Annotated in this window: 19 protein-coding genes; 7 read left to right on the top strand and 12 right to left on the bottom strand. The window is 74.5% G+C overall.

The window, feature by feature from the left end; all coding sequences use genetic code 11:
- The first annotated feature begins 16 nt into the window (after positions 1–16).
- The 4 genes from CLV35_RS03065 (at position 17) to CLV35_RS03080 (ending at position 4,660) form a co-directional block, all read left to right on the top strand.
- Positions 17–1,021 (top strand): LacI family DNA-binding transcriptional regulator, encoded by a 1,005-nt coding sequence (locus CLV35_RS03065; protein ID WP_121191927.1) that lies wholly within the window; start codon positions 17–19, stop codon positions 1,019–1,021.
- A 70-nt stretch (positions 1,022–1,091) separates the two neighbouring features.
- The gene (locus tag CLV35_RS03070) at positions 1,092–2,489 is read left to right on the top strand and encodes a GGDEF domain-containing protein (protein ID WP_121191928.1); all 1,398 of its coding nucleotides are present in this window, start codon (positions 1,092–1,094) and stop codon (positions 2,487–2,489) included.
- Between the two features lie 47 nt (positions 2,490–2,536).
- Positions 2,537–3,376 (top strand): GDSL-type esterase/lipase family protein, encoded by an 840-nt coding sequence (locus CLV35_RS03075; protein ID WP_231121416.1) that lies wholly within the window; start codon positions 2,537–2,539, stop codon positions 3,374–3,376.
- Positions 3,377–3,469: 93 nt separating this feature from the next.
- Positions 3,470–4,660, top strand: a complete 1,191-nt coding sequence (locus tag CLV35_RS03080) for a glycoside hydrolase family 76 protein (protein WP_121191930.1) — start codon at positions 3,470–3,472, stop codon at positions 4,658–4,660.
- 7 nt (positions 4,661–4,667) lie between these two features.
- Here CLV35_RS03080 and CLV35_RS03085 read toward each other — a convergent pair whose 3' ends face one another.
- The 9 genes from CLV35_RS03085 to CLV35_RS03125 all read right to left on the bottom strand — a co-directional run bounded on the left by CLV35_RS03085 (position 4,668) and on the right by CLV35_RS03125 (position 15,757).
- Positions 4,668–5,414, bottom strand: a complete 747-nt coding sequence (locus CLV35_RS03085; protein ID WP_121191931.1) for an SDR family NAD(P)-dependent oxidoreductase — start codon at positions 5,412–5,414, stop codon at positions 4,668–4,670.
- On the bottom strand, positions 5,411–6,397 hold the full coding sequence (locus tag CLV35_RS03090; protein ID WP_231121418.1) for a glycosyltransferase family 9 protein: 987 nt from the start codon (positions 6,395–6,397) through the stop codon (positions 5,411–5,413). The genes CLV35_RS03085 and CLV35_RS03090 overlap by 4 nt, the downstream gene beginning before the upstream one ends.
- Entirely contained in the window at positions 6,394–7,848 is a 1,455-nt protein-coding gene (gene rfaE2, locus CLV35_RS03095; protein ID WP_121191933.1) for a D-glycero-beta-D-manno-heptose 1-phosphate adenylyltransferase, read from the bottom strand. The genes CLV35_RS03090 and rfaE2 overlap by 4 nt, the downstream gene beginning before the upstream one ends.
- Positions 7,845–9,710, bottom strand: coding sequence for a glycosyltransferase (locus CLV35_RS03100; RefSeq protein ID WP_121191934.1), 1,866 nt, complete (start codon positions 9,708–9,710; stop codon positions 7,845–7,847). Before CLV35_RS03100 ends, rfaE2 begins: the two co-directional genes overlap by 4 nt.
- Positions 9,710–10,666: a glycosyltransferase gene (locus CLV35_RS03105; RefSeq protein ID WP_121191935.1), complete on the bottom strand. Its 957-nt coding sequence runs from the start codon at positions 10,664–10,666 to the stop codon at positions 9,710–9,712. The genes CLV35_RS03100 and CLV35_RS03105 overlap by 1 nt, the downstream gene beginning before the upstream one ends.
- Entirely contained in the window at positions 10,663–11,685 is a 1,023-nt protein-coding gene (locus CLV35_RS03110; protein WP_121191936.1) for a glycosyltransferase family 9 protein, read from the bottom strand. The genes CLV35_RS03105 and CLV35_RS03110 overlap by 4 nt, the downstream gene beginning before the upstream one ends.
- The gene (locus CLV35_RS03115; protein WP_121191937.1) at positions 11,682–13,199 is read right to left on the bottom strand and encodes an HAD-IIIA family hydrolase; all 1,518 of its coding nucleotides are present in this window, start codon (positions 13,197–13,199) and stop codon (positions 11,682–11,684) included. Before CLV35_RS03115 ends, CLV35_RS03110 begins: the two co-directional genes overlap by 4 nt.
- Positions 13,196–14,845 carry a carbamoyltransferase family protein gene (locus CLV35_RS03120; RefSeq protein WP_121191938.1) on the bottom strand — a complete coding sequence of 550 codons (1,650 nt, stop codon included), beginning with the start codon at positions 14,843–14,845 and terminating at the stop codon, positions 13,196–13,198. The genes CLV35_RS03115 and CLV35_RS03120 overlap by 4 nt, the downstream gene beginning before the upstream one ends.
- A gap of 201 nt (positions 14,846–15,046) precedes the next feature.
- Positions 15,047–15,757: a GAF and ANTAR domain-containing protein gene (locus tag CLV35_RS03125; RefSeq protein ID WP_121192332.1), complete on the bottom strand. Its 711-nt coding sequence runs from the start codon at positions 15,755–15,757 to the stop codon at positions 15,047–15,049.
- A 166-nt stretch (positions 15,758–15,923) separates the two neighbouring features.
- Here CLV35_RS03125 and CLV35_RS03130 point away from each other — a divergent pair, with 166 nt between their 5' ends.
- Positions 15,924–16,763 (top strand): aldo/keto reductase, encoded by an 840-nt coding sequence (locus tag CLV35_RS03130; protein WP_121191939.1) that lies wholly within the window; start codon positions 15,924–15,926, stop codon positions 16,761–16,763.
- Between the two features lie 12 nt (positions 16,764–16,775).
- On the opposite strand, the gene CLV35_RS03135 is transcribed toward CLV35_RS03130, so the two are convergent.
- Entirely contained in the window at positions 16,776–18,161 is a 1,386-nt protein-coding gene (locus CLV35_RS03135) for a pyridoxal phosphate-dependent decarboxylase family protein (protein WP_121192334.1), read from the bottom strand.
- 123 nt (positions 18,162–18,284) lie between these two features.
- Between CLV35_RS03135 and CLV35_RS03140 the strand changes: the two genes are divergently transcribed.
- Both CLV35_RS03140 and CLV35_RS03145 read left to right on the top strand, forming a co-directional pair.
- On the top strand, positions 18,285–19,238 hold the full coding sequence (locus tag CLV35_RS03140) for a carbohydrate ABC transporter permease (protein WP_231121421.1): 954 nt from the start codon (positions 18,285–18,287) through the stop codon (positions 19,236–19,238).
- Complete coding sequence (locus CLV35_RS03145) at positions 19,235–20,164, top strand: carbohydrate ABC transporter permease (RefSeq protein WP_121191941.1); 930 nt, start codon at positions 19,235–19,237, stop codon at positions 20,162–20,164. Before CLV35_RS03140 ends, CLV35_RS03145 begins: the two co-directional genes overlap by 4 nt.
- An 80-nt stretch (positions 20,165–20,244) precedes the next feature.
- On the opposite strand, the gene CLV35_RS03150 is transcribed toward CLV35_RS03145, so the two are convergent.
- Both CLV35_RS03150 and CLV35_RS03155 read right to left on the bottom strand, forming a co-directional pair.
- Positions 20,245–21,618 (bottom strand): ABC transporter substrate-binding protein, encoded by a 1,374-nt coding sequence (locus tag CLV35_RS03150; protein WP_121192335.1) that lies wholly within the window; start codon positions 21,616–21,618, stop codon positions 20,245–20,247.
- Between the two features lie 184 nt (positions 21,619–21,802).
- Positions 21,803–22,681 (bottom strand): alpha/beta fold hydrolase, encoded by an 879-nt coding sequence (locus tag CLV35_RS03155; RefSeq protein ID WP_121191942.1) that lies wholly within the window; start codon positions 22,679–22,681, stop codon positions 21,803–21,805.
- Positions 22,682–22,688: the final 7 nt, after the last annotated feature.

The following is a 22,688-nucleotide window of genomic DNA, read 5'->3' on the forward strand; positions in this document are numbered from 1 at the left end:
TCAGGGAGGCCGCTCCATGGGTCCCAGCATGCGCGACGTCGCTGCACGCGCCGGGGTGTCGCCGAAGACGGTGTCGAACGTCGTGCGCGGCTGGCCCAACGTCACCGACGAGACGCGGGCCCGGGTCAACGAGGCGCTCGAGGCGCTCGGCTACCGCATGAACCTCTCCGCGCGCATGCTGCGCAGCGGGCGCTCGGGGATGCTGGCGCTGGCGGTGCCCTACCTCGCCGTGCCCTACTTCGCCGAGCTGACCAGCGGCATCGTCCGGGTCGCCGAGGCTCGGGGCTGGACGGTGCAGGTCGAGCAGACCGACGGCTCCCTCGACCACGAGCTGCGGGTCCTGCAGGGCGCGCGCGGCAACCTCATCGACGGGCTGATCCTGAGCCCCTACGCCGCGGGGCCCGAGCACATCGCGGCACGCACCGCCCCGACGCCGCTGGTGCTGCTCGGCGAGCGCATCGGCCACGGCGCCGCCGACCACGTCGCGGTCGACAACGTCTCCGCGGCGCGCGACATGGTCTCGCTGCTCGTCTCGCGCGGCTACCGCCGCATCGCCGCGATCGGCCTGGTCGGGGGGGCGACCGGCCAGCACTCGCGGATGCGGCTCGAGGGCTACGAGCAGGCGCTCGCGCGGGCCGGCCTGCCCCTCGTGCCCGAGCACCAGCGGCAGGTCTCGGAGTTCGGCCGGGCCGAGGGCGCCCGCGCGATGGACGAGCTGCTCGACCTGCCCGAGCGCCCTGACGCGGTCTTCTGCTTCGACGACCTGCTCGCGCTCGGGGCGCTGCACGCGGCCCACGAGCGAGGTGTGCGCGTGCCGGACGAGATCGCGGTGGCCGGCTTCGACGACATCGAGGAGTCGCGCTACTGCTACCCCACGCTGACGACGGTGCGCCCTGACAAGGAGGCGCTGGCCCGCCAGGCGGTCGAGCTGGTGCTGGCCCGTCTCGACGCGGGCGACTCCGAACCGCCGCGCAGCATGGTGCCCGACTACGCACTCGTCGAGCGCGACAGCACCGCCTGACCGCTCAGCGCGGCCGCCGCCCTGCCGATCCTGAGGCCGGGACCGGCCGGTCCCCAGGGACGAGGGGGCGGTGTCGGCGGTGCGTGCCTACGCGGTCGACGCCGTGGCGGCGCTGCTCTCCGCCGTGCTCTGCGTGCGCGCGTCCCGGCTCGCCTCGCCCCGCGGCGCCCGCGCGTGGCGCTGCCAGTCGGCGGCCCTGGCGTGCGGGGCCGCGACGGCGCTGGCCACGGCGCTGCTCCCGCCGCCCTGGCGCACGATCGCCGCAGACACCGGCGCCGTCGCCTCCAGCGTGCTGGTGGCCGCGGGCATGTGGCTGACCTCCCGCGCGCCGGACGCGCGGGCCCGTGTCCGCATGCTGCTCGACGGCCTGACCGGCGCGACCGCGGCGTTCGTCCTGCTCTGGACGGCACTGCTGGGCCCGGCCTGGGACGCCGCGCCCGGCGACCGGCACTCCGTCGCCGCCGTGCTGCTCCCCGTCGCGCCGCTGACGCTGGCGGCGTTCTACCTGTTCATCCTGTGCGCCGAGATCCCGCCCGGCCGGCGGGTGATGCCGGTGCTGCTGAGCTCGGCGCTGCTGTGCGACACGGTCATGCAGTCGGCCCGGCTGCTCGGTCGGCTCGGTGGGGACGGCCCGCTGCCCGCCGTCGTCCACGGCGGCTGGCTCGGCTGCTGCGCGCTGTTCGCCGCCGCGGCGCGGACCTACCGCGGCACGTCGGTGCGGCGCACGAACTCCTCCACCCTGCTGGGAGTCGGCCTGGCGCCCTACGTCCTGGTGGCGCCGGCGCTCGCGGTGCTCCTCGCGCACTGGCTCCAGGAGCGGAGCCTGCGCCCGGCCGACCAGTGCGCGGTCGCCGCGCTCGTCGTGCTGGTGACCCTGCGCCAGTGCGTCACGCTCGCCGAGAACCGCGTGCTCGTCGCACGGCTCGCGGCCCGTGAGGCCGAGCTCGAGCACCGCGCGACCCACGACAGCCTCACCGGGCTCGCCACCCGGTCGCTGCTGCTGCGCCGGCTCGACGAGGCGCTCGAGGCCGGGCCTGCGGGCGTGCTGCTGGTCGACCTCGACGGCTTCAAGCAGGTCAACGACACCCACGGGCACGCCGTCGGGGACGCGTTGCTGGTCGAGGTCGGTCGCCGGCTGCAGGCAGCCGTGCGCGAGACCGACCTGCCGGCCCGCCTCGGCGGCGACGAGTTCGCCGTCGTGGTGCCGGGACCGCCCGAGGCGACCGCCCGCGCGGCGGCAGCGCTGTGCAGGGAGCTGTCCGCCGCGTACGCGCTCGGCGGGCTCGCCGTGACGGGCGTCGGTGCGAGCGTCGGCACCGCCCACGGCTCGGCCGCGGACGGCGCCACCGGCGCGCAGCTGCTCGTCGCGGCAGACCTCGAGATGTACGCGGCCAAGCGCGCCGGGCGCCCCGCCGGCGCCCGCTGCTCGACGGGTCCTGGGCAGCCGGCCCGCGCAGTGCTTGGATGACGCCTGCCGGCACTACGAGGCCGGCTCCCCGCGCTCCCGGAGGCACCGTGCACCGCCGCCCGCACCTGCGTACCCCCCTCGCCCTCGGTGTCGTGCTCGCCTCGCTGGTGGCGTCGACGCCCGCCGCGTCCGCCGACACCGGGCCGCGACACGTGCCGGCGCCGGCGCGCGTCGCCGTGCTGGGCGACTCGATCAGCCGCGGCTTCGACGCCTGCTCGGTGCTGCAGGACTGCCCCGAGGTGTCGTGGTCGACGGGCAGCGTGCCGGCCGTGCAGAGCCACCTCGCCCGCATCGCCGCGCTCAACCCCGCGGTGCAGCCGGTCAACGCCGCCTTCACCGGCGCGCGGGCGTCGGCGCTGCTGCCCCAGGCCCGCGCCGCCGTGCAGCAGGGCGCCGACTACGTCGAGGTGCTGATCGGCGCCAACGACGCGTGCGCGCCGAGCGAGGCCGCGATGACACCGGTCGCGACGTTCCGCACCCAGGTCGCCAGCGCGTTCGCGGCGCTGCGCGGCACGCGGGTGTTCGTCGCCTCGGTGCCCGACGTGCGCAAGGTGTGGCAGGTGGCGCACACGACGCCGGCGGCGGCACTGGTGTGGTCGACGTTCGGGCTCTGCCAGAGCATGCTCGCGAACCCCACCTCGACGGCGCCCGCCGACGCCGACCGGCGCGCCCGGGTGCGCCAGCGCATCCAGGACTACAACACCGTGCTGCGCCAGGAGTGCGCCGCGCTGCCGACCTGCCGCTACGACCACGGCACGGTCTTCAAGACCGACTACGCGCTGGCCGACCTCTCGCCGATCGACTACTACCACCCGAGCGTCTCCGGCCAGGCCCGCCTGTCGGCCAACACCTGGCCCGAGACCTGGAAGTTCCAGCCGGTCGGCTGATCCCGCGCGTCCGGGAGGCTTCCGTCCGGGCGTCGGGTCGGTATAACGTTATCCCGACCGGCTGAGACGACTCTAACGAAGAGGTCCGAACCGATGCCCCTCGCCCTGCGGATCCGACTGGCCGTGCTCGGCGCGGCGACGTCCCTGGCGGCCGCGCTGGTCGCTCCGCCCGCGGCGGAGGCCGCCGCACCGGGCGACCACTCGACGAACGCGCGCCGCGCCCAGGCGTCGTGGGCCGCGCTGCAGCGGTGGTTCGCCGTCCCGGACGGCTCCGGGCTCTACCGCGAGCAGTTCCCGGTCGCCGCCGGCGACGGCGCCTACTCCTACGAGTGGCCGTTCTCCCAGGCGCACGTCGCCGCGCTCGACCTGACCGGGATGTCGGGGGCGCACTCGGACGCCGCGAGCTACGTCGACGACCTCGCGGCGCACGACGCGGCGCAGCTGCACTACTGGACGCCGGCGTCGACCACGGGGCTGCCCGGCTTCGCCTCCGGGGCCGAGCCGCCGTTCTCCAGCGGCGGCGACCTCTTCTACGACGACAACGAGTGGGTCGGGCTGCAGGACGTCCAGCACTACCTCCAGCACGGCGACGCCGCGTCCCTCGACCAGGCGCGTCAGATCTTCGACCTGGTGATGTCGGGCTGGGACTCCGACCCCGCACACGCCGACCCGGGCGGCATCTTCTGGACGCAGGCGCCGTGGAGCCAGGACCGCAACACCGTCTCCAACATGCCCGCCGCCGAGCTCGGGCTCCGGCTCTACTCGCTGACGCACGAGCAGCGCTACCTCGACGGCGCCCTGCGCTCCTACCGCTGGACCAATGCGAACCTGCGGACGCCCGAGGGCCTCTACTACGACCACGTCGACCTGCAGGGCAACGTCGAGAAGACGATCTGGTCCTACAACCAGGGCGTCCCGGTGGGCGTCAACGTCCTGCTCTACGAGGTCACCCACGACAAGAGCTACCTGCAGGAGGCGCAGCGCATCGCCTCCGCCGCCCTGGCCTACTACGCGCAGGGCGGGCGCCTCGACGCCCAGCCGCCGTTCTTCAACTCCATCTTCTTCAAGAACCTGCTGCTGCTCTCCAGCGTGAAGAGCGACAGCGCGGTCCGCGAGGCGCTGGTCGCTTACGCGGACCGGCTGTGGACCCAGCACCGCGACCCCGCCACCGGGCTGTTCCGCTTCGGGGACGCGGCGGGCACGCAGATGATCGAGCAGGCCGCCGTGACCCAGGTCTTCGCCGTCCTCGCGTGGTCCCGCGGGGACTGGAGCCAGCTCTACTGAGACCTGCTCAGCGCGGGTAGGTCTCCGTGCGGTTGGTGATGACGACCGTCTGCAGCACGACGCCGGCGGGCAGCGAGACCGCGGCGTGCACCATGCCGGCCACGTCGCGCGGGTCCATCATCCGCTCCTGCGGCAGGTTCCACTGGTCCATCATCGGCGTGTTCATCGCGGCCGGGTTGACCGCGCACACCCGCACCGGCCAGCCGCGCTCGCGCGACTCGGTCTGCAGCACCTCGGTCAGCTTGAGGTGGGCGGCCTTCGAGGCGTTGTAGGCGCCGGCGCCCGCGCCGACGGTCAGCGCCGAGATCGAGACGATCGACACGATGTCGGCAGGGCGGGTACGTGTCGGTGCCGCCGCGAGCACGCCGCGCACGAACGCGCGGGCGGTGTAGAAGGGCCCGTGCACGTTGACGGCGAAGACGCCGTGCCACTGCTCGTCGCTCAGCTCGGGGATGTCGGCGCCGCGGTCGGTGCCCGCGTTGTTGACGAGGACGTCCAGGCTCTCGCCGTGCTGCGCGAACGCGTTCTGGAAGAACGCGTCGACCGCCTCCGAGGAGGTGACGTCGAGGTCGACCGCCTCCGCGCTGCCGCCGGCGGACGTGATCTGCTCGACCGTGGTCCTGGCGTTCTCGGCGTTGACGTCGGCGACCAGCACGTGGGCGCCGGACTCGGCCAGCAAGGTCGACGTCGCGCGCCCCAGCCCGCTGCCGCCTCCGGTCACCACGGCGACGCGGCCGCTCAGGTCGTTGCTCATGCCTTCTCCTCCATCGTTGGGTCGGTGCCGGCGATCAGCCGCAGCGCGGCCTCGACGACGTCAGGGGGCTCGATCCGCAGCAGCGCGGCGTCGACGGTGTCGGCGTTGGGCGCGCCGCGTCCGGTGCCCCGCCACAGCACGGTGTGCACGTCGGGGTCGATCGCCGGGCCCCAGCTCGAGGGCGGCGTCGGGCCGAACAGCAGCACCGAGGGCACGGCCAGGGCGGTGGCGAGGTGGGCGACGCCGGTGTCGCCGCAGAGCAGCAGCCGGGCCGAGCCCAGCAGCGCGCTGAGCTCGGGCAGCGGCAGCACGCCGACCGGCGCCCCGGGCAGGCCGGCGAGCGCGGCCACCTCGGCCACCAGCGCGTCCTCCCCGGGTCCGCCGGTGATGCGCACCTGGTGCCCGGCCGCGGCGAGGTCCGCCGCGACCCGGGCCCAGCGCTCCGCGGGCCACCGGCGGGCGGCGTACGCAGCGCCCGGGTGCACGACGACGGCCCGGCCGCGAGCGGCCTCCGCCTCCGCGCGCGAGCGCAGCCGCAGGTCCTCGGGGTCGCACCGCGCGCCGACGGCCTCGACGAGGCGGCACCACCGGCGTACCTCGTGCTCGTCGGGGTCCCACGCGATGCCGTCGAGCTCGAAGGCGAGCAGGCGGCGAGGACCGGCAGCGCGCAGCAGGTCGCGGCTGGCCGGACCGTTGCCGTGCAGGTCGACGGCGTCGTGCAGGCCGAGCTCGCGTCCGGGCGGCGGGCCGTCGAGCCCGCGGGTCGGCACCAGCCCGTCGACGACGCCGAGCTCGACCTGCCAGCGGCCGACCGCCTCGGGCGCGGCCAGCAGGACCGGGCGCGGCGCGACCAGCCGGCGCAGCGCCCGCAGGGCGGGGAAGCCGGTGAGCGCGTCGCCGAGCCCGAGGGCGCGCAGCACGAGCACCGGGGCGTCAGGGGCGTCGGCGCCGTCGTCCCATCCCGCCGGCGCGCTCCCCCTCACTCGCTGTGTCCGAAGCCGTCGGCGCCCGACCAGGGCGGACGGGCCGACACGTTCGGACTGAGGACGGCGGGGCGGGCGAGGCGCTCGAGGAGCGCGGTGGTCGACCGGCCCTCGACGAAGGGGACGATCTCGACGCGGCCGCCGTAGGACTCGACGACCCGGGCCTCGGGCAGGTCCTCGAGCCGGTAGTCGCCGCCCTTGACCCAGACGTCGGGGCGCAGCCGCTCGAGGGTCGCGTCGGGCCGGTCGTCCTCGAACACGACGGCCGCGTCGACGCAGGCCAGCGCCTCGAGCATGCGCACGCGGTCGGCCGCGGGGTTGACCGGCCGCTCCAGGCCCTTGAGCCGGCGGGTGCTGTCGTCGGAGTTGACCAGCACGACCAGCGCGTCGCCCAGCCCGCGCGCGGCCTGCAGCAGCGAGAGGTGGCCGGGGTGGAGCAGGTCGAAGCAGCCGCCGGTGGCGACGACGCGCCCACCCCGGGCGCGGGTGCGGGCGACGACGTCCTCGGCGGTCGGCGAGTCGTCGAGCAGCGGCGCAGCACCCGGCTCCGGATTCGCGAGGGCACCGACGCCCCCGGCCGCGAGCCAGGCCGCGACCTCCTCGACGGCCGCGTCGACGGCGGCGGGCAGGGGCAGCCCGGTGCCCAGCCCGGCAGCCACGGCTGCCGCGAAGCGGTCGCCCGCGCCGCAGGTGTCGACCGAGTCGGGGCACGGCTGCGCGCGGTGCCGCGTGGCGCCCGCACCCTTGGCGAGCACGACGCCGCGCGCGCCGTCGGTGACCGCGACCGCGCCGGCGCTCCACCGGGCGGCGAGCGCGGCGCCGAGCGCGGCGAGGTCGTCGGCAGCTCCGCCCAGCAGGGTGGCCTCGGCCCGGTTGGGCGTCACGACGGCGCAGCCGGCGACCGGCTCCAGCCCGCGGGGGTGCGGGTCCCAGACGACCGGCACCGCCCGGGCGGCGGCCGCCAGAGCGTCGCGGACCCCAGGCGCTGCGGTCACCGGGCCGCCGTAGTCGGCGACGAGCACCGCGTCGGCCGAGGCGAGCAGCAGCTCGAGCGCGCTCGGGTCGAGCGCGCCGGGCCCTGCCGGAGCGGCGGACGGCTCGAGGTCGAGCACCGAGCCCTCGCTGTCCAGGCGCAGCAGCGACTGGCCGCGCACGCGTACGCGGGTCTTGCTCCTGGTCGGCACGCGCAGCGCGAGCTCGTGGAGCGCCACGGCGGGGGCGAGCAGGGTACGCAGCCGCTCCCCCGCGGCATCGGCGCCGAGCGCCGTCACGAGGGTCACCTCCACGCCGGGCGAAGCGGCGAGCAGCGCCGCCAGCCCGGCGCCGCCGGGCCGGTCGTGCACGGCGGAGACGTCGACCACGGGCACGGGCGCGTCGGGCGCGACGCGCTCGACGGTGCCGACGACGTCGCGGTCGAGCAGCGCGTCACCGACGACGACCAGCCGCGTCACCGGCGGGCCCCGGCCGGCGGCAGCACGCCGTCGGCGACCTCGCGCAGGTCGACCTCGTCGAGCCTCGCCAGCGAGCGCTCGACCGCCGCGCACAGCGCGTGGACCGCGACCAGGTGACCCTCCTGGATGGAGGAGACCGACGCGGCGTCGACGCTCAGCACCCGGTCGGCCAGCTCGGCGAGCGGGTTCGGCCGCGGGCCGGTGAGCGCCCACACCGCCACCCCGCAGGCGCGGGCGCGGGTCGCCGCGGCGAGCAGGTTGCTGCTGCGCCCGCTGGTGCTCAGCAACAGGAGCACGTCGCCGGGCCTGCCGTGGGCCTCGACCTGGCGGGCGAAGACCTCGTCGGCGCCGTAGTCGTTGGAGATCGCGGTGGTCGCCGAGGTGTCGCCGTGGAGCACGATCGCCGAGAGCGGGCGCCGCTCGCCCTCGAAGCGGCCGACCAGCTCGGCGGTGAGGTGCTGCGCCTCCGCGGCGCTGCCCCCGTTGCCCGCGACCAGCAGGCGGCCACCGTCGAGGCAGCTGGCGAGCTGCTCGCCCCAGCGGTCGATCTCGTCGCTCTGGGCGGCGAGGTCGGTCAGCCCGCGGGCGAGGTCGTCGAGGTGGTCGGACAGGCTGGTGTAGGTCGTCACCGGAGGTCTCCCCTGGCTGGTGGCAGTGGGCCGCGCGGGCTCGAGCAGACGGGCGTAGACGGCTTCGGTGGCGGCCGCGACGGAGTCCCAGGTGTAGTGGTCTCGCACGCGCCGGGCCCCGGCCCTGCCGGCCGCGTGCAGCCAGCCCGCGTCGGCCAGCGCGCGCGAGACGGCGGCCGCCACGGCGGACGGGTCGCCGGGCGGGACGTGCAGGCCGGTCACCCCGGGCAGCACGGTGTCGAGCATCCCGCCGACGCCCGAGGCGACGACCGGGGTGCCGCACGCCATCGCCTCGATCGGGACGATGCCGAAGGGCTCGTAGGCGGGCACGGCGAGCAGCAGGTGCGCCCCTCGCAGCAGCCGGGCGGCGCGGGCCGGGTCGACGCGGCCGACGAAGCGCACCCGGTCGGCGACGCCGAGCGCGGCGGCGTGCGCGCGCAGGCGCTGCACGTCGGGGTCGTAGTCGAGCGCCTCGGCGGCCGGTCCGCCGGCCACGACGAGCTCGGCGCCGGGCAGCAGCGCCAGGGCCTCCACCGCGGTGTGCACGCCCTTGCGCTCGACCAGCCGCCCGAGGCAGAGCAGCCTGGTCCGCGCCTCGGCGCTCCACGCGTCCTCGGCCGGGCCGGCGGGATGGAACACGGCGGTGTCGACCCCGCAGGGCACGACGTGGAGCCGGTCGGCGACCGCCCCGAGCGCGAGCAGCTCGGAGATCTCGTCGCGGCAGGTCGCCACGACCGCGTCGACGCCGGCGAGCAGCCGCGACTCGTGAGCGGCGCGCTCGGCCGGGCTCGTGTCCCGGGAGCCCTGGTGGCGCCGCTTCACGACGCCGAGCGCGTGGAAGGTCTGCGCGAGCGGCGGGGCGGCGGGCAGCGTACGCAGCGCCGCCTCGGCCGCGACCCCCGACATCCAGAAGTGGGCGTGCACGACGTCGGGGCGCTCGCGCGCCCACCCGCGCGCGAGCCAGGCGCCCATCTCGGGCATGTAGGGCAGCAGCGCGTCCTTGCCGAGCGCCTCCGGCGGGCCCGCCGGCACGTGCACGACCTCGACGCCAGGCGCGAAGGGCACCCGCTCGGGCAGGTCAGCGGCGTCGCGGCGGGTGTAGACGCGTACGTCGTGGCCACGTCGCGCGAGCGCCGTGGACAGCGCCGCGACGTGGACGTTCTGGCCGCCCGCGTCCTCGCCGCCGAGCACCGCCAGCGGGCTGGCGTGCTCAGAGACCATGGCGATGCGCATCAGACCACCTCCGCCAGCAGGGCGTCCCAGTCGGCGAGGAAGCGCTCGAGCGAGAAGTGCGCGAGCACGTGCTCGCGGGCGAGCTTCCCGGCCTGGGCCGCCGCAGCCGGGTCCGCGAGCAGGTCGCGCGCCGCGCCCGCGAGGGCGCGTACGTCGCTCGACACCAGCCCAGCCCCCGCCGGCACGGCCTCGGGCGCGGCGGTCGCGGCCAGCACGAGCACCGGCGAGCCGAGCACCATCGCCTCGAGCAGCGAGAGGCCCAGGCTGGTCCAGCGGTAGGTGTGCAGGTAGGCGCGGTGGCTGGCCATGCGCAGGTGCAGGCCGGCCTGCGTCAGGTTCTCGTGCAGCCCGCTGGCGAAGGCCGGCTCCCTGTCGACCAGCGCGTCGGTGCCCATGCCGTAGACGTCGACCGGCACGCTGCCCGCCACCGCGGCGGCGAGGTCCATGCCGGCGACGCGCCACCGGCGTACGGGCTCGTTGACGCTCATCGAGAGCCGTGGCACCTCGCCGGTCCAGATCGGACCGGGGTCGAGGACCCCGTGCTCGACCACGCGGGTGGGGACCGAGCCGTTGTCCCACATCATCCGGTTGAACTCGGTCACGTGGACGACGGGGACGCGCGTCTGCCCGGCGAGGTGGTGGCGCATGCCGGTGACGTCGCCCTCGGGGGTGTTGTGCTCGACGTAGACCGCCGGCACGTCGACGCCCGCGCGCAGCCCGGTCCACTGCTCGAGCAGCGCCGCCTCGTGCGGGCGCTGGAGCACCACGACGTCGGGGCGCGGCTCGGCGAGCCGCTCGGGCGGCAGCTCGACGACCGAGGCCGGCCAGTCCCAGGTGCGGGCGCGCCCGAGCCCGTCGGGGCCGCGGTCGGGGAGCACGGGCAGGACGTAGTCGTGCCGGCCCTGCAGGAAGGCGGTCGCCCACGAGCCGTGCACGTGCCAGAGCAGGATCCTCATGCGGCCACCGCCAGGAGCGAGTCGACGGCGGCGACCACGTCGTCGGGCGCGACGCCGGAGAGGCACGGGTGGCCCGGCACCGGACAGGTGCGCGCGCGGCTCGCCGCGCACTCGGCGCCCTGGTCGCCGAGCACCGCCACCGGCACGCCCCACGGCGCCCACGCCTCGGCCGCGACCACGGGCGCGAACAGGCTGACGACCGGGGTGCCGACCGCAGCGCTCAGGTGCGCCGGCCCGGTGTTGACCGCGACGGTGCAGCGGGCGCGCTCGAGCACGGCTGCCAGCTCGGCGAAGCTGGTGGCGCCGACGAGGTCGACGAGCCGGTGCTCCGCGCCGACGGCCGCGGCGGCCACGGTGTCGGCCAGCGCGCGGCCGGAGGCGGCGCCGGTGAGGACGACGTCGTGGTGGCGCAGCAGCGCCGCCGCGATGTCGCGGGCCTGCGCAGCGCTGATGCTCCGGGCCGGCACGGAGGCGCTCGGGTGCAGGACGACGTAGCCGCGCTCGAGCGCCACCGGCGGCTCGGGCAGCGGGGTACGCAGTGCGAGCCTCCCGTCGTCGCCCTCCGGCAGCGGCCAGCCGGCCGCCGCGACGAGGGAGAGGTTGCGCTCGACCTCGTGCGGGCCGCCCGGCGGGTGGCGCAGGTCGAGCAGCGAGCCGGGGTAGTCGGTGCTGGTGCCGGCGATGCGGGCGACCCCGGCCATGCGCAGGAGCAGCGCGAGCGGCAGCGGGCTCTGGTGGAACGAGGTGAGCACGACGGCGGCGTCGATCTCGAGCCCGCGCAGCCGGTCGACCAGTCCCAGCACGTCGGCCGCGTCGACGGGCGACGGGGTGAACCCGGTCCACGGGCAGTCCCAGACCACCACCTCGTCGACGTCGGGCAGCAGCTCGGCGGCGGGGGCTCCGGTCGGCGAGACGAGCAGCGTGACCCGCGCGCCGGAGGCGGCGACCGCGCGCACGGCCGGGCCGGCGAGCAGCACGTCGCCGAAGCTGTCGAGGCGGGCGAGGAGGACGCGGCTCACCGGGGCACGCCCAGCAGGTCGAGCGCCTCGGTGAGCGAGCCGGCGCGGCGGGCGGCCGCGTCGACCTCGTCGGCGCGGGTCGCGGGCGTGGGCACGAGGATGCCGGTGGCGCCGGCGGCCTCCGCCGCGCCGACGTCGGCTCCGATGTCGCCGATGACCGCGATCGCGGCGGGCTCGACGCCGAGCGCGTCGGCCGCGGCGAGCACCATGCCGGGGCCGGGCTTGCGGCAGGCGCAGCCGTCCTCGGGCCCGTGCGGGCAGACCTGCCAGGTGTCGAACGGGCCCAGCAGCGCGTCGACCCGGCCGTTGACCGCGTCGACCTGGTCGCGGGTGAGCAGGCCGCGGGCGATGCCGGACTGGTTGGTGACCACGCCGAGCGCGACGCCGGAGCTGCGCAGCCTGGCGACCGCCTCGGAGGCGTCGTCGACCGGACGGACCCGGGCGGGGTCGCCGTTGTAGGGGACGTCGTGGATGAGCGTGCCGTCGCGGTCGAAGAGCACCGCCCTGACGGCCGGCGCTGCCGTCTCCGCCTGTGCTGCCGGCGCCGGGACCGGCTTCGGCTCGGCGTCTCGGTGCCGCCACTCGCCGGCCAGGCGGTGCCCGACCGCGGCGAACGGGATGAGCACCGACGTCAGCACCATCTCCTCGACCTCGTCGCGCGTGCGCGGCCCGGGCACGATGCGGCGGGCGGCGAAGTCGGCGGTGAGCGCGAGCCACCCCGCGGTGAGCACAGCAGACGTACGCGGGCGCCGCAGCGCGAGCGCGCCGACCGCTCCTGCGGCAGCGGCCACCGTCGCGACGTGCCACGGCAGCCGCCCGGGCGGGCACTCGGTGTCGGCCATCCAGCGCGGCCCGTGGAGCTTGCGCATCAGCACGTCGTCGGCGTTGCCGCGCTGCTGGCGCAGGCTCGCGAGCCGGCTCGCCGGGCGCACCGGGTGGACGGCCTCGCGGGAGCCGCGCGCGAGGGTCCAGCCGGCCCTGCGCACCCGCGCGGCGAGGTCGGCGTCCTCGCGGAAGGCGCGCGGGAACCGCTCGTCGAAGCCGCCCACCGCCTCGAGCGCCGCCCGTCGGTAGGCCATCTCGGCGGTCGCCCACCGGGCAGCCTCGAGACCGGCCGTGCCACGCTCCCAGTCGGTCGGCCGCCGGCCGCCGGGCAGGGGTACGCGCAGGCGCGCCTGGCTGCCGCCGAGCGCGGGGTCCGCCTCGACGAGGTCAGCCACGAGCGCGTCGGACCAGCCGGCCGGCAGCACGACGTCGTCGTCGACGAAGACGACCCACGGAGTGAGCGTCCGCCGCCACCCGAGGTTGCGGGCGGCCGCGGGGCCGCGGCCACCACTGCGTACGACCTCGACGCCCTCGGGCAGTGCGAGAGCGGTCAGCGGCTCGCGGCGGTCGTCGACCACCACGACCTGCGCGGGCCGGTGCGGCTGCGCCGCCAGCGAGTCGAGCAGCACCTCGAGGCTGGGCCGGCCGACCGTGGGGACGACGACGCTCCAGCCCGCAGCGGCCCTCACGCGGCCGGGCTCCCACCTGCGAACACGTCGGCCCTGCGCACGACGAACGGGCCCATCACCAGCGTGTCGACCGGCGCCGAGCCGAACAGCTCGAGCACGTCGCTCGGTGAGTCGACGATCGGGCGGCCCGCGGTGTTGAGGCTGGTGTTGACCAGCACAGGCACGCCGGTGCGCGCCTCGAAGGCGTCGAGCAGGCCGGCCAGCAGCGGCTCGGTCGCCCGGTCGACGGTCTGCACGCGCGCGGTGCCGTCGACGTGGACGACCGCCGGGATCCGGTCGCGCCAGCCGGGCTTCACCTCGTGGACGAACAGCATGTACTCGCTCGGGATCCGGCCCTCGAAGATGTCGGACGCCCGCTCGAGAAGGCACAGCGGCGCCACCGGGCGGAACTGCTCGCGGCCCTTGATGTCGTTGAGCAGCTCGAGGTTGGCCGCCAGGCCGGGGTTGGCGAGCAGCGAGCGGTGGCCCAGCGCGCGCGGGCCGTACTCGGCCCGGCCCTGGAACCACGCGACGACCCGGTTGGCGGCGAGGTCGTCGGCGACGGAGGCCGCGAGGTCGGCGGGCCGGTCGTAGGGGACGCGGGCGGTCTTCAGCGCCTGCTCGAGCTGCTCGTCGGAGAAGCCGCGGCCGAGCGCGGCCGTGGTCATGGGCGCGCCGAGCCGGTCGCGCTCCTGCGCCACGTGGAGGGCGGCGCCGAGCGCCGTGCCGGCGTCGCCCGCGGCCGGCTGCACCCAGACCTCGTCGTAGGGGCCGTCTCGCAGGATGACCGCGTTGGCGACGCAGTTGAGGGCCGTGCCGCCGGCCATCGTCAGGGCGCGGTGGCCGGTGCGGTCGTGGATCCAGGTGGCGAGCTCGAGCAGCACCTGCTCGAGCCGCTTCTGCACGGTGGCGGCGAGGTCGGCGTGGGCCTCGGTGAGCTCGCCGGTGCCGCGGGGCGCGTAGGCCTCCCAGTCGATCTTCTCGGTCACGAAGCCACCGTCGTCGGTGGTGCGGACGAGCTCGCTGAAGTCGGCCAGGTGGCGCGGCTTGCCGTAGCTCGCCAGCGCCATGACCTTGTACTCGTCGCTGGAGCGGTGGAAGCCGAGGTGGGCGGTCAGGTCCTCGTAGAGGAACCCCAGCGAGTGCGGCAGCGACTGGGCCGCCAGCACCTCGAGGGCGCCGTCGCGGTAGCTGCCAGCCAGGTGCGACGCGGCCTCGCCGCGCCCGTCGAGGACGAGGGACGCGCACGTACGGTGCGGCCCGGCGAGCGCCGCGGAGGCGGCGTGCGCCTTGTGGTGCGGCACGAAGACGACCTTGTCGGGGTCGAGGCCGGGCAGCGCGTCGGCGAGCAGCGACGGCGTACGCGTCGCGAACGTCACGCGCAGCGGGTCCCACGGGTCGTCGAGCCCCAGCTCCTCCGGCGGCCGGGTGAGCGACGGGTCGAACGACACCGCGACGGCGTCCAGGTCGCGCGCCCGCACGCCGGCCTGCTCGAGGCACCAGGCGGCCGACAGCGTCGGCATCTCCCAGGCGGAGAACGGCACGTTGGGCTTGCCGTGCTTGCGCCGGTTGAAGCGCTCCTCCTCCGCGGCGGCGACGATCTCGCCGTCGACGACGAGCGCGCTCGCCGGGTCGTGGAAGACGGTGTTGACCCCGAGGACCCGCACGTCAGCTCCGTCTCTGGCCCCTCGGCCGATCACGCAGAGTGGCCGCTTGACGACGGTCACCTACTCGGAGAAGCGCTCACTCTACGGAGAGTAGCGCTTCGGCACAAACGTCTGGACTGGTGCAATTGCGAGGATTCGAGGCGACCATAGCGACGCTCCGTGGGCTCCACAACCCGAACCGGCGGGGCTGTGGACGAGCACTCACCGGGGCTGTTGGGCCGCGTCGAGCAGGTCGGCCGCGATGTCGCGCAGCTTGCGGTTGCTGACCGAGGAGGCCCGGACCAGCACCTCGAAGGCCTGCTGCGGCGTGCAGCGCCGCTGCCCCACGATCAGCCCCTTCGCCTGCTCGATGACCGCGCGCGAGGCGAGCGCCGACTCCATCTGCCGGCACAGCGTGGCGGTGGAGGCGAACAGGTGGGCGTTGGCCACGGAGATCGCGGCGTAGCCGGCGAAGGTGCGGGCCAGGGCCACCGACTCCTGGTCGAAGGCGTGCGGCTGAGTGGCGTAGAGGTTGAGCGCGCCGGTCACCGTCTCCTGCACGGGCAGCGCCACGGAGAGCGAGGAGCGGGCGCCCCGGGCGACCGCGGTCGGAATGTAGTCGGGCCAGCGGTCGTCGGAGGCGAGGTCGGGGACGAGCACCAGCTCGCCGCCCGCGGCGGCCGCGAGGCAGGGGCCCTGGCCCGTCGCGTACTGCGCCTCGTCGAGGTCGCGGGCCAGCTCCCCGCTCCAGGCCGGCGTCGTGCCCCGGTCGCCCTCGAGCAGCGTCACCGACGCCTCGGAGGTGCCGGGGATGGTCTGGGTGGCGAGCCGCGAGACCTTGGCCAGGACGTCCTGGAGGCTCTCGGTGCGCAGGTCGAGCCGCGCGAACTCGCTGAAGGCGTCGGCCGGGGGCAGCCACGTCCGGTCGGTCATCTGCATCTTCCTGGGACGGCACGTGCACAGGGTCGCTCGCGCCGTTGTCTCAACGCCGGGCGCGCGCGCACCGGCGCGCGTCCTGCGAGCAGCCTAGTTGCTCGGTGACCAGGCGCACCCCGCACCGGCCGCATCGTCGCGGCGCGGCCGGGGAACGCTGGCTGGCATGGCTACTACATCGATGACCTCGCTGACGCTCACCAACGGGATGACGATCGACCAGATCGGCTTCGGTGTCTTCCAGATCCCGCCGACCGAGACCGTCGCTCCCGTCCGCGCCGCCATCGAGGCGGGCTACCGGTTGATCGACACCGCGCAGGGCTACGGCAACGAGGAGGGAGTCGGCCAGGCGGTCCGCGAGAGCGGCGTGCCCCGCGACGAGCTCTTCATCACCACCAAGCTGACCAACAGCGAGCACGGCCGCGACAAGACGCTGCGCGCGTTCGACGCGAGCATGGACAAGCTCGGTCTCGACGTGCTCGACCTGTTCCTGATCCACTGGCCGCTGCCGATGTACGACCAGTACGTCGAGACCTGGAAGGCGTTCGAGGAGCTGCACGCCAGCGGCCGGGTCCGCGCCATCGGCGTCTCGAACTTCACCAAGGAGACCCTGCAGCGGCTCTTCGACGAGACCGACACGGTGCCGGTGCTCAACCAGATCGAGCTCCACCCGCGCTTCCCGCAGGCCGAGCTGCGCGAGTTCCACGCGCAGCACGGCATCGTCACCGAGGCCTGGAGCCCGATCGGGCAGGGCAAGGGGCTGCTCGACGAGCCGGTGCTGGCCGAGATCGCGCAGGCGCACGGCAAGACGCCCGCCCAGGTCGTGCTGCGCTGGCACGTCCAGCTCGGCATCGTCGCGATCCCGAAGTCGGTCAACCCCGAGCGCATCGCCCAGAACATCCAGGTCTTCGACTTCGAGCTCAGCGACGACGACATGGCCCGCATCGCCACGCTCGACACGGGCGAGCGGATGGGCCCGGACCCCGCCACCGCCTCGTTCCGCTAGCCCCCGCTCGGGCTAGGAGGCGGCGCGGCGGACCGCGTCGACGGAGCGGCGTACGTCGTCGGCGTCGGTCGTCCAGTTGCTGACCGACACGCGCAGGACGTCGCGCCCCCGCCAGCGCGAGCCGGACATCCACGCGGTGCCGTCCGCCAGCAGGCGGGCGGTCACCGCGCGGGTCCGCTGGTCGCTGCCGAAGCTGACGCACACCTGGGTGTAGCAGACCTCGTTGAGCACCTCGGCGCCCTCGACGGTGGCGATGCCGGCGGCGAGCTCCCGCGCGTTCGCGGCCAGTCCGTCGACCAACGAGGCAACCCCGGTGCGGCCGAGGGAGCGCAGCGCCGCCCAGACCGGCACGCCGCGGGCGCGCCGGGAGAGCTCCGGGACGCGCTCGTGCGGGTCCCCCGGCCCGTCGTCGCCGGCGGCGATCAGGTAGCTCGTGTGCACTCCCATCGTCGAGCGCAGCGCCGCCCGGTCGGCGACCACGGCGATGCCGCAGTCGTAGGGCGCGTTGAGCGTCTTGTGGGCGTCGCTCGCCCACGAGTCGGCGCCAGCCATGCCCGCGGTGAGGTGGGCCAGTGCCGGCGAGGCGGCGGCCCACAGCCCGAAGGCGCCGTCGACGTGGACCCACGCGCCGTGCCGGTGGGCGACCTCGACCGCCTCGGCGAACGGGTCGAAGGCGCCCGAGTGCAGGTTGCCGGCCTGCAGGCAGACCAGCACCGGCGACCCCGGCGGCAGCGCGGCGAGGGCGTCCGCGAGCGCGTCGGTCCGGACGCGTCCCTGGTCGTCGGCGGGCACGGGCTCGGGTCGCCCCAGCCCGAGGTAGCGCAGCGCGAGGTCGACGGTGTCGTGCCGCTCGGCGCCGACGAGGACGCGTACGCGGGGCGCCCCCTGCAGCCCGTCGGCCACGACGTCATGGCCGGCGCGGGCGAGCACCGCGGTCCGGCCGGCCGCCAGCCCGGTGAAGTTGGCCATCGTGGCACCGCTGACGAAGCCGACCTCGGCGGCGCTCGGCAGGCCTAGCAGGTCGAGCAGCCAGCCGGCCGCCGCCTCCTCCGCAGCGACCACCCCGGGCGTCGCGGCGCGCATGCCGGCGTTCTGGTCCCAGGTGCTCACGAGCCAGTCGGCGGCGAGGGCGGCCGGCAGCGTGCCGCCCATGACCCAGCCGAAGAACCGGCCGGAGCCGATCGCCATGAGGCCCGGCTCGACGGCCGCCGCCAGGGCGTCGACCACCTCGTCGGCCGCCTGCGGCGACTCGGGCAACAGCCCGCCGAGCGTGGCGAGGACGGCGTCGGCGTCGGTACGCGGTGGCACCGGCCGCTCGCCGACCGAACCCAGCCAGTGCCGGGCGTGCTCGTCGGCGCGTGCCAGCGCCCGGTCGTAGTCCTGCCCGCGTGCGCCCACGGCCACCTCCCGGTGACTGGTCTGCGGAGGGCACCACTCGACGCGCGCCGCCCTTGCGGTGCGATGTGGTGCGGCTTACTCTCACGCAATGGTAACGACGCCAGGTGGTCCTTGGGAAGAGACGTGACAGCGGTCGCCACCTCGGCACCTGCGGCGACCGCCCCGCCGCGACGTCAACGGCACAACGCGCGCGAGACGCGAGCCGCGTACCTCTTCATCCTGCCGTGGATCATCGGCTTCCTGGTGTTCACCGTGGGCTCGATGGTCTACAGCCTGGTGATCTCCTTCAGCAACTACAACCTCGCGACCAACACCGCCACACCGACCGGCCTGTCGAACTACCGCGGGCTGCTGGACGACCCCAAAGTCCTGCAGTCGTTGAAGAACACGCTCGTCTACGCACTCATGGCCGTTCCAGCCGAGATCTGCTTCGCACTGCTGCTGGCCTCGCTGCTCAACCGGGTCACCCGTGGGGCGGGCGTCTTCCGCACTCTCTACTACCTGCCGAAGATGACACCGTCGGTGGCGACGGCCTCGATGTTCCTGCTGCTGCTCAACGGCAACACGGGTGCGGTCAACTCCTTCCTGCGCTTCTTCCACATCCCCGGCCCGCAGTGGCTCGTCGACCCCGCGTGGGTGAAGCCGTCGATCGTGCTGATGACGCTGTGGGGCGTCAGCGGCACGATGGTGATCTTCCTGGCAGCGTTGAAGAACGTGCCTCGCGACCTCTACGAGGTGGCCGAGCTGGACGGTGCCGGTCCGGTTCGCAAGTTCTTCAGCATCACCGTCCCCATGATCTCCGGCGCGATCTTCTTCAACGTCATCGTGCTCACGATCAACGCTCTGCAGGTCTTCGACCAGGCCTACCTGCTGTTCTGGCGCGACCAGACCAACGCGTCCCCCGACTCGTCGCTGTTCTACGCGGTCTACCTGTTCCAGCAGGCGTTCCGCCAGTTCGACTTCGGCTTCGCCGCCGCGATGGCCTGGGTGCTGTTCGTCATCGTCATGCTGGTCACGCTGGTGCAGGTGCGCGTCGGCAACCGGTTCGTCTACTACGAGGGCGAGAAGAGCTCATGAGCGTCACCCGCTCCGTCGGTGTCGAGGACGAGCCGGTGGGTCTCGAGCTCGCCAGCCCCCGAGGCCGCCGGCCCTGGCACCAGCCGAGGTCACTGGCCGTACGCGGTCTGCTGTGGGTCGTGCTGGTCGCCTTCGCCTGCCTGTTCCTCTACCCCTTCGTCTGGCTGCTCGCCTCGAGCCTCAAGCCGCGGGGCCAGGTCTTCGACAACGCGCTGATCCCCAAGACCTTCGTGTTCCACAACTACGTCGAGGTCTGGCAGCGGCTGCCGCTGCTCCACTGGCTGTTCAACAGCGTGTCGATCGCCGTGATCGCGGCGGGGCTCGTCGCGGTCAGCAGCTCGGTCGTCGCGTTCGGCTTCGCCTACTTCCGCTTCCCCGGGCGCAACCTGCTGTTCGGGCTCGTGCTGGCCACGATGATGCTGCCGACGGCCGTCACGCTCGTGCCGCAGTACCTCATCTGGAAGGACCTCGGCCTCATCGGCACCTGGGTGCCGCTGTTCGGGTCCAACCTGTTCGGGTCGGCGTTCTACATCTTCCTGCTGCGCCAGTTCTTCCTCGGCGTGCCGCGCGAGCTGTTCGAGGCGGCGCGGATCGACGGCGCCGGCTACTTCGGGCTCTTCTGGCGCATCGCGATGCCACTGGCCGTCCCCGCGTTCCTCATCGTGTTCGTCTTCGAGTTCCAGGCGAGCTGGAACAACCTGCAGGGCGCGTTGATCTACCTCAACGGCGGATCTCCTGACGGGTTCACCGTCCCGCTCGGCATCGCCTACGCCATGACGAAGTTCAGCCCGACCAACGGCGGCCACGGCGACTACCAGTTCGTGATGGTGGCCGCCCTGCTGGTGACGCTGCCCATGCTGGCGGTGTTCGCCTTCGCGCAGCGCTACTTCATCGAGGGTGTGGCCACGCAGGGCCGCAAGGGCTGAGCTCCCGCGCTTTGCGTGACTTCCGCCTGCCAGGTCAGGTGGAAGTCACGCAACCCTCGAGTCAACGCCCGGACGACCGGCTACTTCACGACCTTGGTGTAGGCCTGCATCGACGCGTCCTGCGCCGCCTTCAGCGCGTCCGCGGGCGACTTCTCGCCCAGCAGCGCCGAGGCGATCGCGTTGGTGATCTCGGTCTGGATCTGCTGGCCGGCGGGCGAGGAGCCGAACGACTTCCCCGTCGGCAGGATGCTGTAGTAGGTGTTGATCGTCTGGTCGAAGCCGGCGTTGCCGCTCGGCTTGACGTAGGTCGAGCGGATGCTCTTGTCGGCCGACGGCGAGCCGGTGAACAGCCCGGTGTTGATGGCACCCGGCTTGGCCTTCAACGTGGCAGCGCGGGCAGCGCCGGCCGCCATCCATCCGGCGTCGGAGGTGAGGTCGAGCATCCAGGCGCACGCGGCGGCCGGGTTCTTGGCGCCCGCGGGGATGACGAACGCCGTGCCGCTGGCCGCCGTGACGGGCTGGCCGCTCGAGTCCTTGAGCGGCACTGCCGAGATGTCCACCTGCTTGACGTAGGGCGTGAGGACGTTGACGTACCACTGCGCGTCGACCTCGGCGCCGACCTGGTCCTTGACGAACTGGTTCTTGTCGCCGAAGACGTCGAAGGAGTCGGTGAAGCTCTTGATCTTGGCCCAGCCGCCCTGCGCGTCGACGAGCTGCTTGAGGAACGTGAGCGCCTGCGCGTTCTTCGGGTCGTCGAGGGCCGGCTTGCCCTGGTCGCCGATCAGCTTGCCGCCGAACGCGAGCAGCCACAGCCCGGGCTGGCCGGTCGGGACCGGGTTGAAGCCCATGGTGGTCGGGTTGCCGCCGCTGGCCTTCGTCATCTTCTTCGCCGCGGCGATCAGCGCCTCCGGCTTCGAGGTGTCGATGTCGGCGGCCGTGACGCCCGCGGCGTCCATCACGCGCTTGTTCAGGATGATGGCCGGCGGCTGGTAGAACTGCGGGACCGCCCAGATCTTGCCGTCGTACTTCACGTCGTCGACGACCTGCGGGTACCAGTGGTCCGTCGCCGTCACCGAGTGCGTGGACAGGCACTGGTCGACGGGCGTGATGAGCCCCTGCGCGGCGTAGGTCGCCACGAACTGGCTGTTCATCTGCACCACGTCGGGCACGTTGCCGCTCGCGATGCGGGTCGTGAACTTCTGCGCGTCGAAGGCCGTCTGGTCGAGCTTGATGTCGAGCCCGCCGAGCTGGCCCTTGGCGTAGTCGAGGCGGGCCTTGCCGACGTCGTCGGCGTTGTCGAACGCCCACGCGTTGAGCGTGCCGGTCGGCTTGCCCTTGAACGTGTCGGCCGACGCGCCGTTCGACGCGGTCGACCCGGACCCGCACGCGCTCAGCACGGTGACCGACGTGGCCAGCACGGCCGTGGCGACCGCGCGTCGTTGCCTGATGCTCATCTGCTCCCCTTCGACGGTGCCGGCGACGGTGCCGGCCCCTGGCCCCCGCGCCGCCACGAGGGCGGGCACCGGGCTGACGACTCTCCAACAGGCGGAAACTAAGGCCAACCGGACACTCGCACAAGGCGACGAGCCGCATCTGCCTGCCGCGGGCCGCCCATCGAGCGCCCGTGCAGGCGTGCCGTCAGCGCGCCAGCAGCGCGCGCACGGCGTCGACCACGGTGCCGGGCGCGCTCTCGGCCATGAAGTGGCCGGCGGCGACCGTGCGGTGGTCGAGGTCCGGCGCCCACGCGCGCCAGAGCGCGGCGGCGTCGTAGCCGAGCGCCGCGCCCCAGTCCTGCTGCAGCACGGTGACGGGCATGCGCAGCTGCTCGCCCGCCGCCCGCGACGCGCGGTCGTGCTCGGCGTCGACGCCCGCTGAGGCGCGGTAGTCGGCGACGATGGAGGGCACCGCCGAACGGCAGGCGTCGAGGTACGCGGTGCGCACCTCGGGCGCGACGACGTCCGGCCCGCCGCCCCACGTGTCGAGGAACCAGCCGAAGAACGCGTCGGCGCTGGCGGCGACCATCTGCTCGGGCAGGCCGGGCGGCTGCGCCATCAGGTAGAGGTGGAACGCCACGGCGGCCCCCGCCCCCGAGAGCACGTCCCACATGTCGAGCGTGGGCAGCACGTCGAGGATGCCCAGGTGGGTGACTGCGTCGGGCGCGTCGAGCCCGGCGCGGAAGGCGACCAGCGCCCCGCGGTCGTGGCCGACGAGCGCGAAGCGGTCGTGGCCGAGGTGGCGGGCGAGCGCGACGACGTCGGAGGCCATGGTGCGCTTGGAGTAGGTGTCGGGGCCCGACTCGGCGGGCTTGTCGCTCGCGCCGTAGCCGCGCAGGTCGGGGCAGATGACGGTGTGGTCGGTGGCCAGCCCCCGGGCGACGTGCCGCCACATCAGCGAGGTCTGCGGGAAGCCGTGCAGCAGGACCACGGGACTCCCCTCGCCGAGCACGGTGACTGACAGCGCCACGCCGTCGGAGACCGGCACGCGGGTGGTGGAGCCAGGGAGGGTGGGGGTCGTCATGGATCGG

Origin of the sequence: Motilibacter peucedani (genome assembly GCF_003634695.1) — a bacterium.
In the GTDB taxonomy this organism is placed as follows: Bacteria; Actinomycetota; Actinomycetes; order Motilibacterales; family Motilibacteraceae; genus Motilibacter; species Motilibacter peucedani.

Coding starts and splice junctions, on each gene's coding strand:
- CLV35_RS03100 (WP_121191934.1), bottom strand. CDS start 9,710: ATGCGCATCGCCATGGTCTCTGAGCACGCCAGCCCGCTGGCGGTGCTC.
- CLV35_RS03085 (WP_121191931.1), bottom strand. CDS start 5,414: ATGAGCAACGACCTGAGCGGCCGCGTCGCCGTGGTGACCGGAGGCGGC.
- CLV35_RS03150 (WP_121192335.1), bottom strand. CDS start 21,618: ATGAGCATCAGGCAACGACGCGCGGTCGCCACGGCCGTGCTGGCCACG.
- CLV35_RS03105 (WP_121191935.1), bottom strand. CDS start 10,666: ATGAGGATCCTGCTCTGGCACGTGCACGGCTCGTGGGCGACCGCCTTC.
- CLV35_RS03080 (WP_121191930.1), top strand. CDS start 3,470: ATGCCCCTCGCCCTGCGGATCCGACTGGCCGTGCTCGGCGCGGCGACG.
- CLV35_RS03155 (WP_121191942.1), bottom strand. CDS start 22,681: ATGACGACCCCCACCCTCCCTGGCTCCACCACCCGCGTGCCGGTCTCC.
- CLV35_RS03125 (WP_121192332.1), bottom strand. CDS start 15,757: ATGACCGACCGGACGTGGCTGCCCCCGGCCGACGCCTTCAGCGAGTTC.
- CLV35_RS03145 (WP_121191941.1), top strand. CDS start 19,235: ATGAGCGTCACCCGCTCCGTCGGTGTCGAGGACGAGCCGGTGGGTCTC.
- CLV35_RS03130 (WP_121191939.1), top strand. CDS start 15,924: ATGGCTACTACATCGATGACCTCGCTGACGCTCACCAACGGGATGACG.
- CLV35_RS03065 (WP_121191927.1), top strand. CDS start 17: ATGGGTCCCAGCATGCGCGACGTCGCTGCACGCGCCGGGGTGTCGCCG.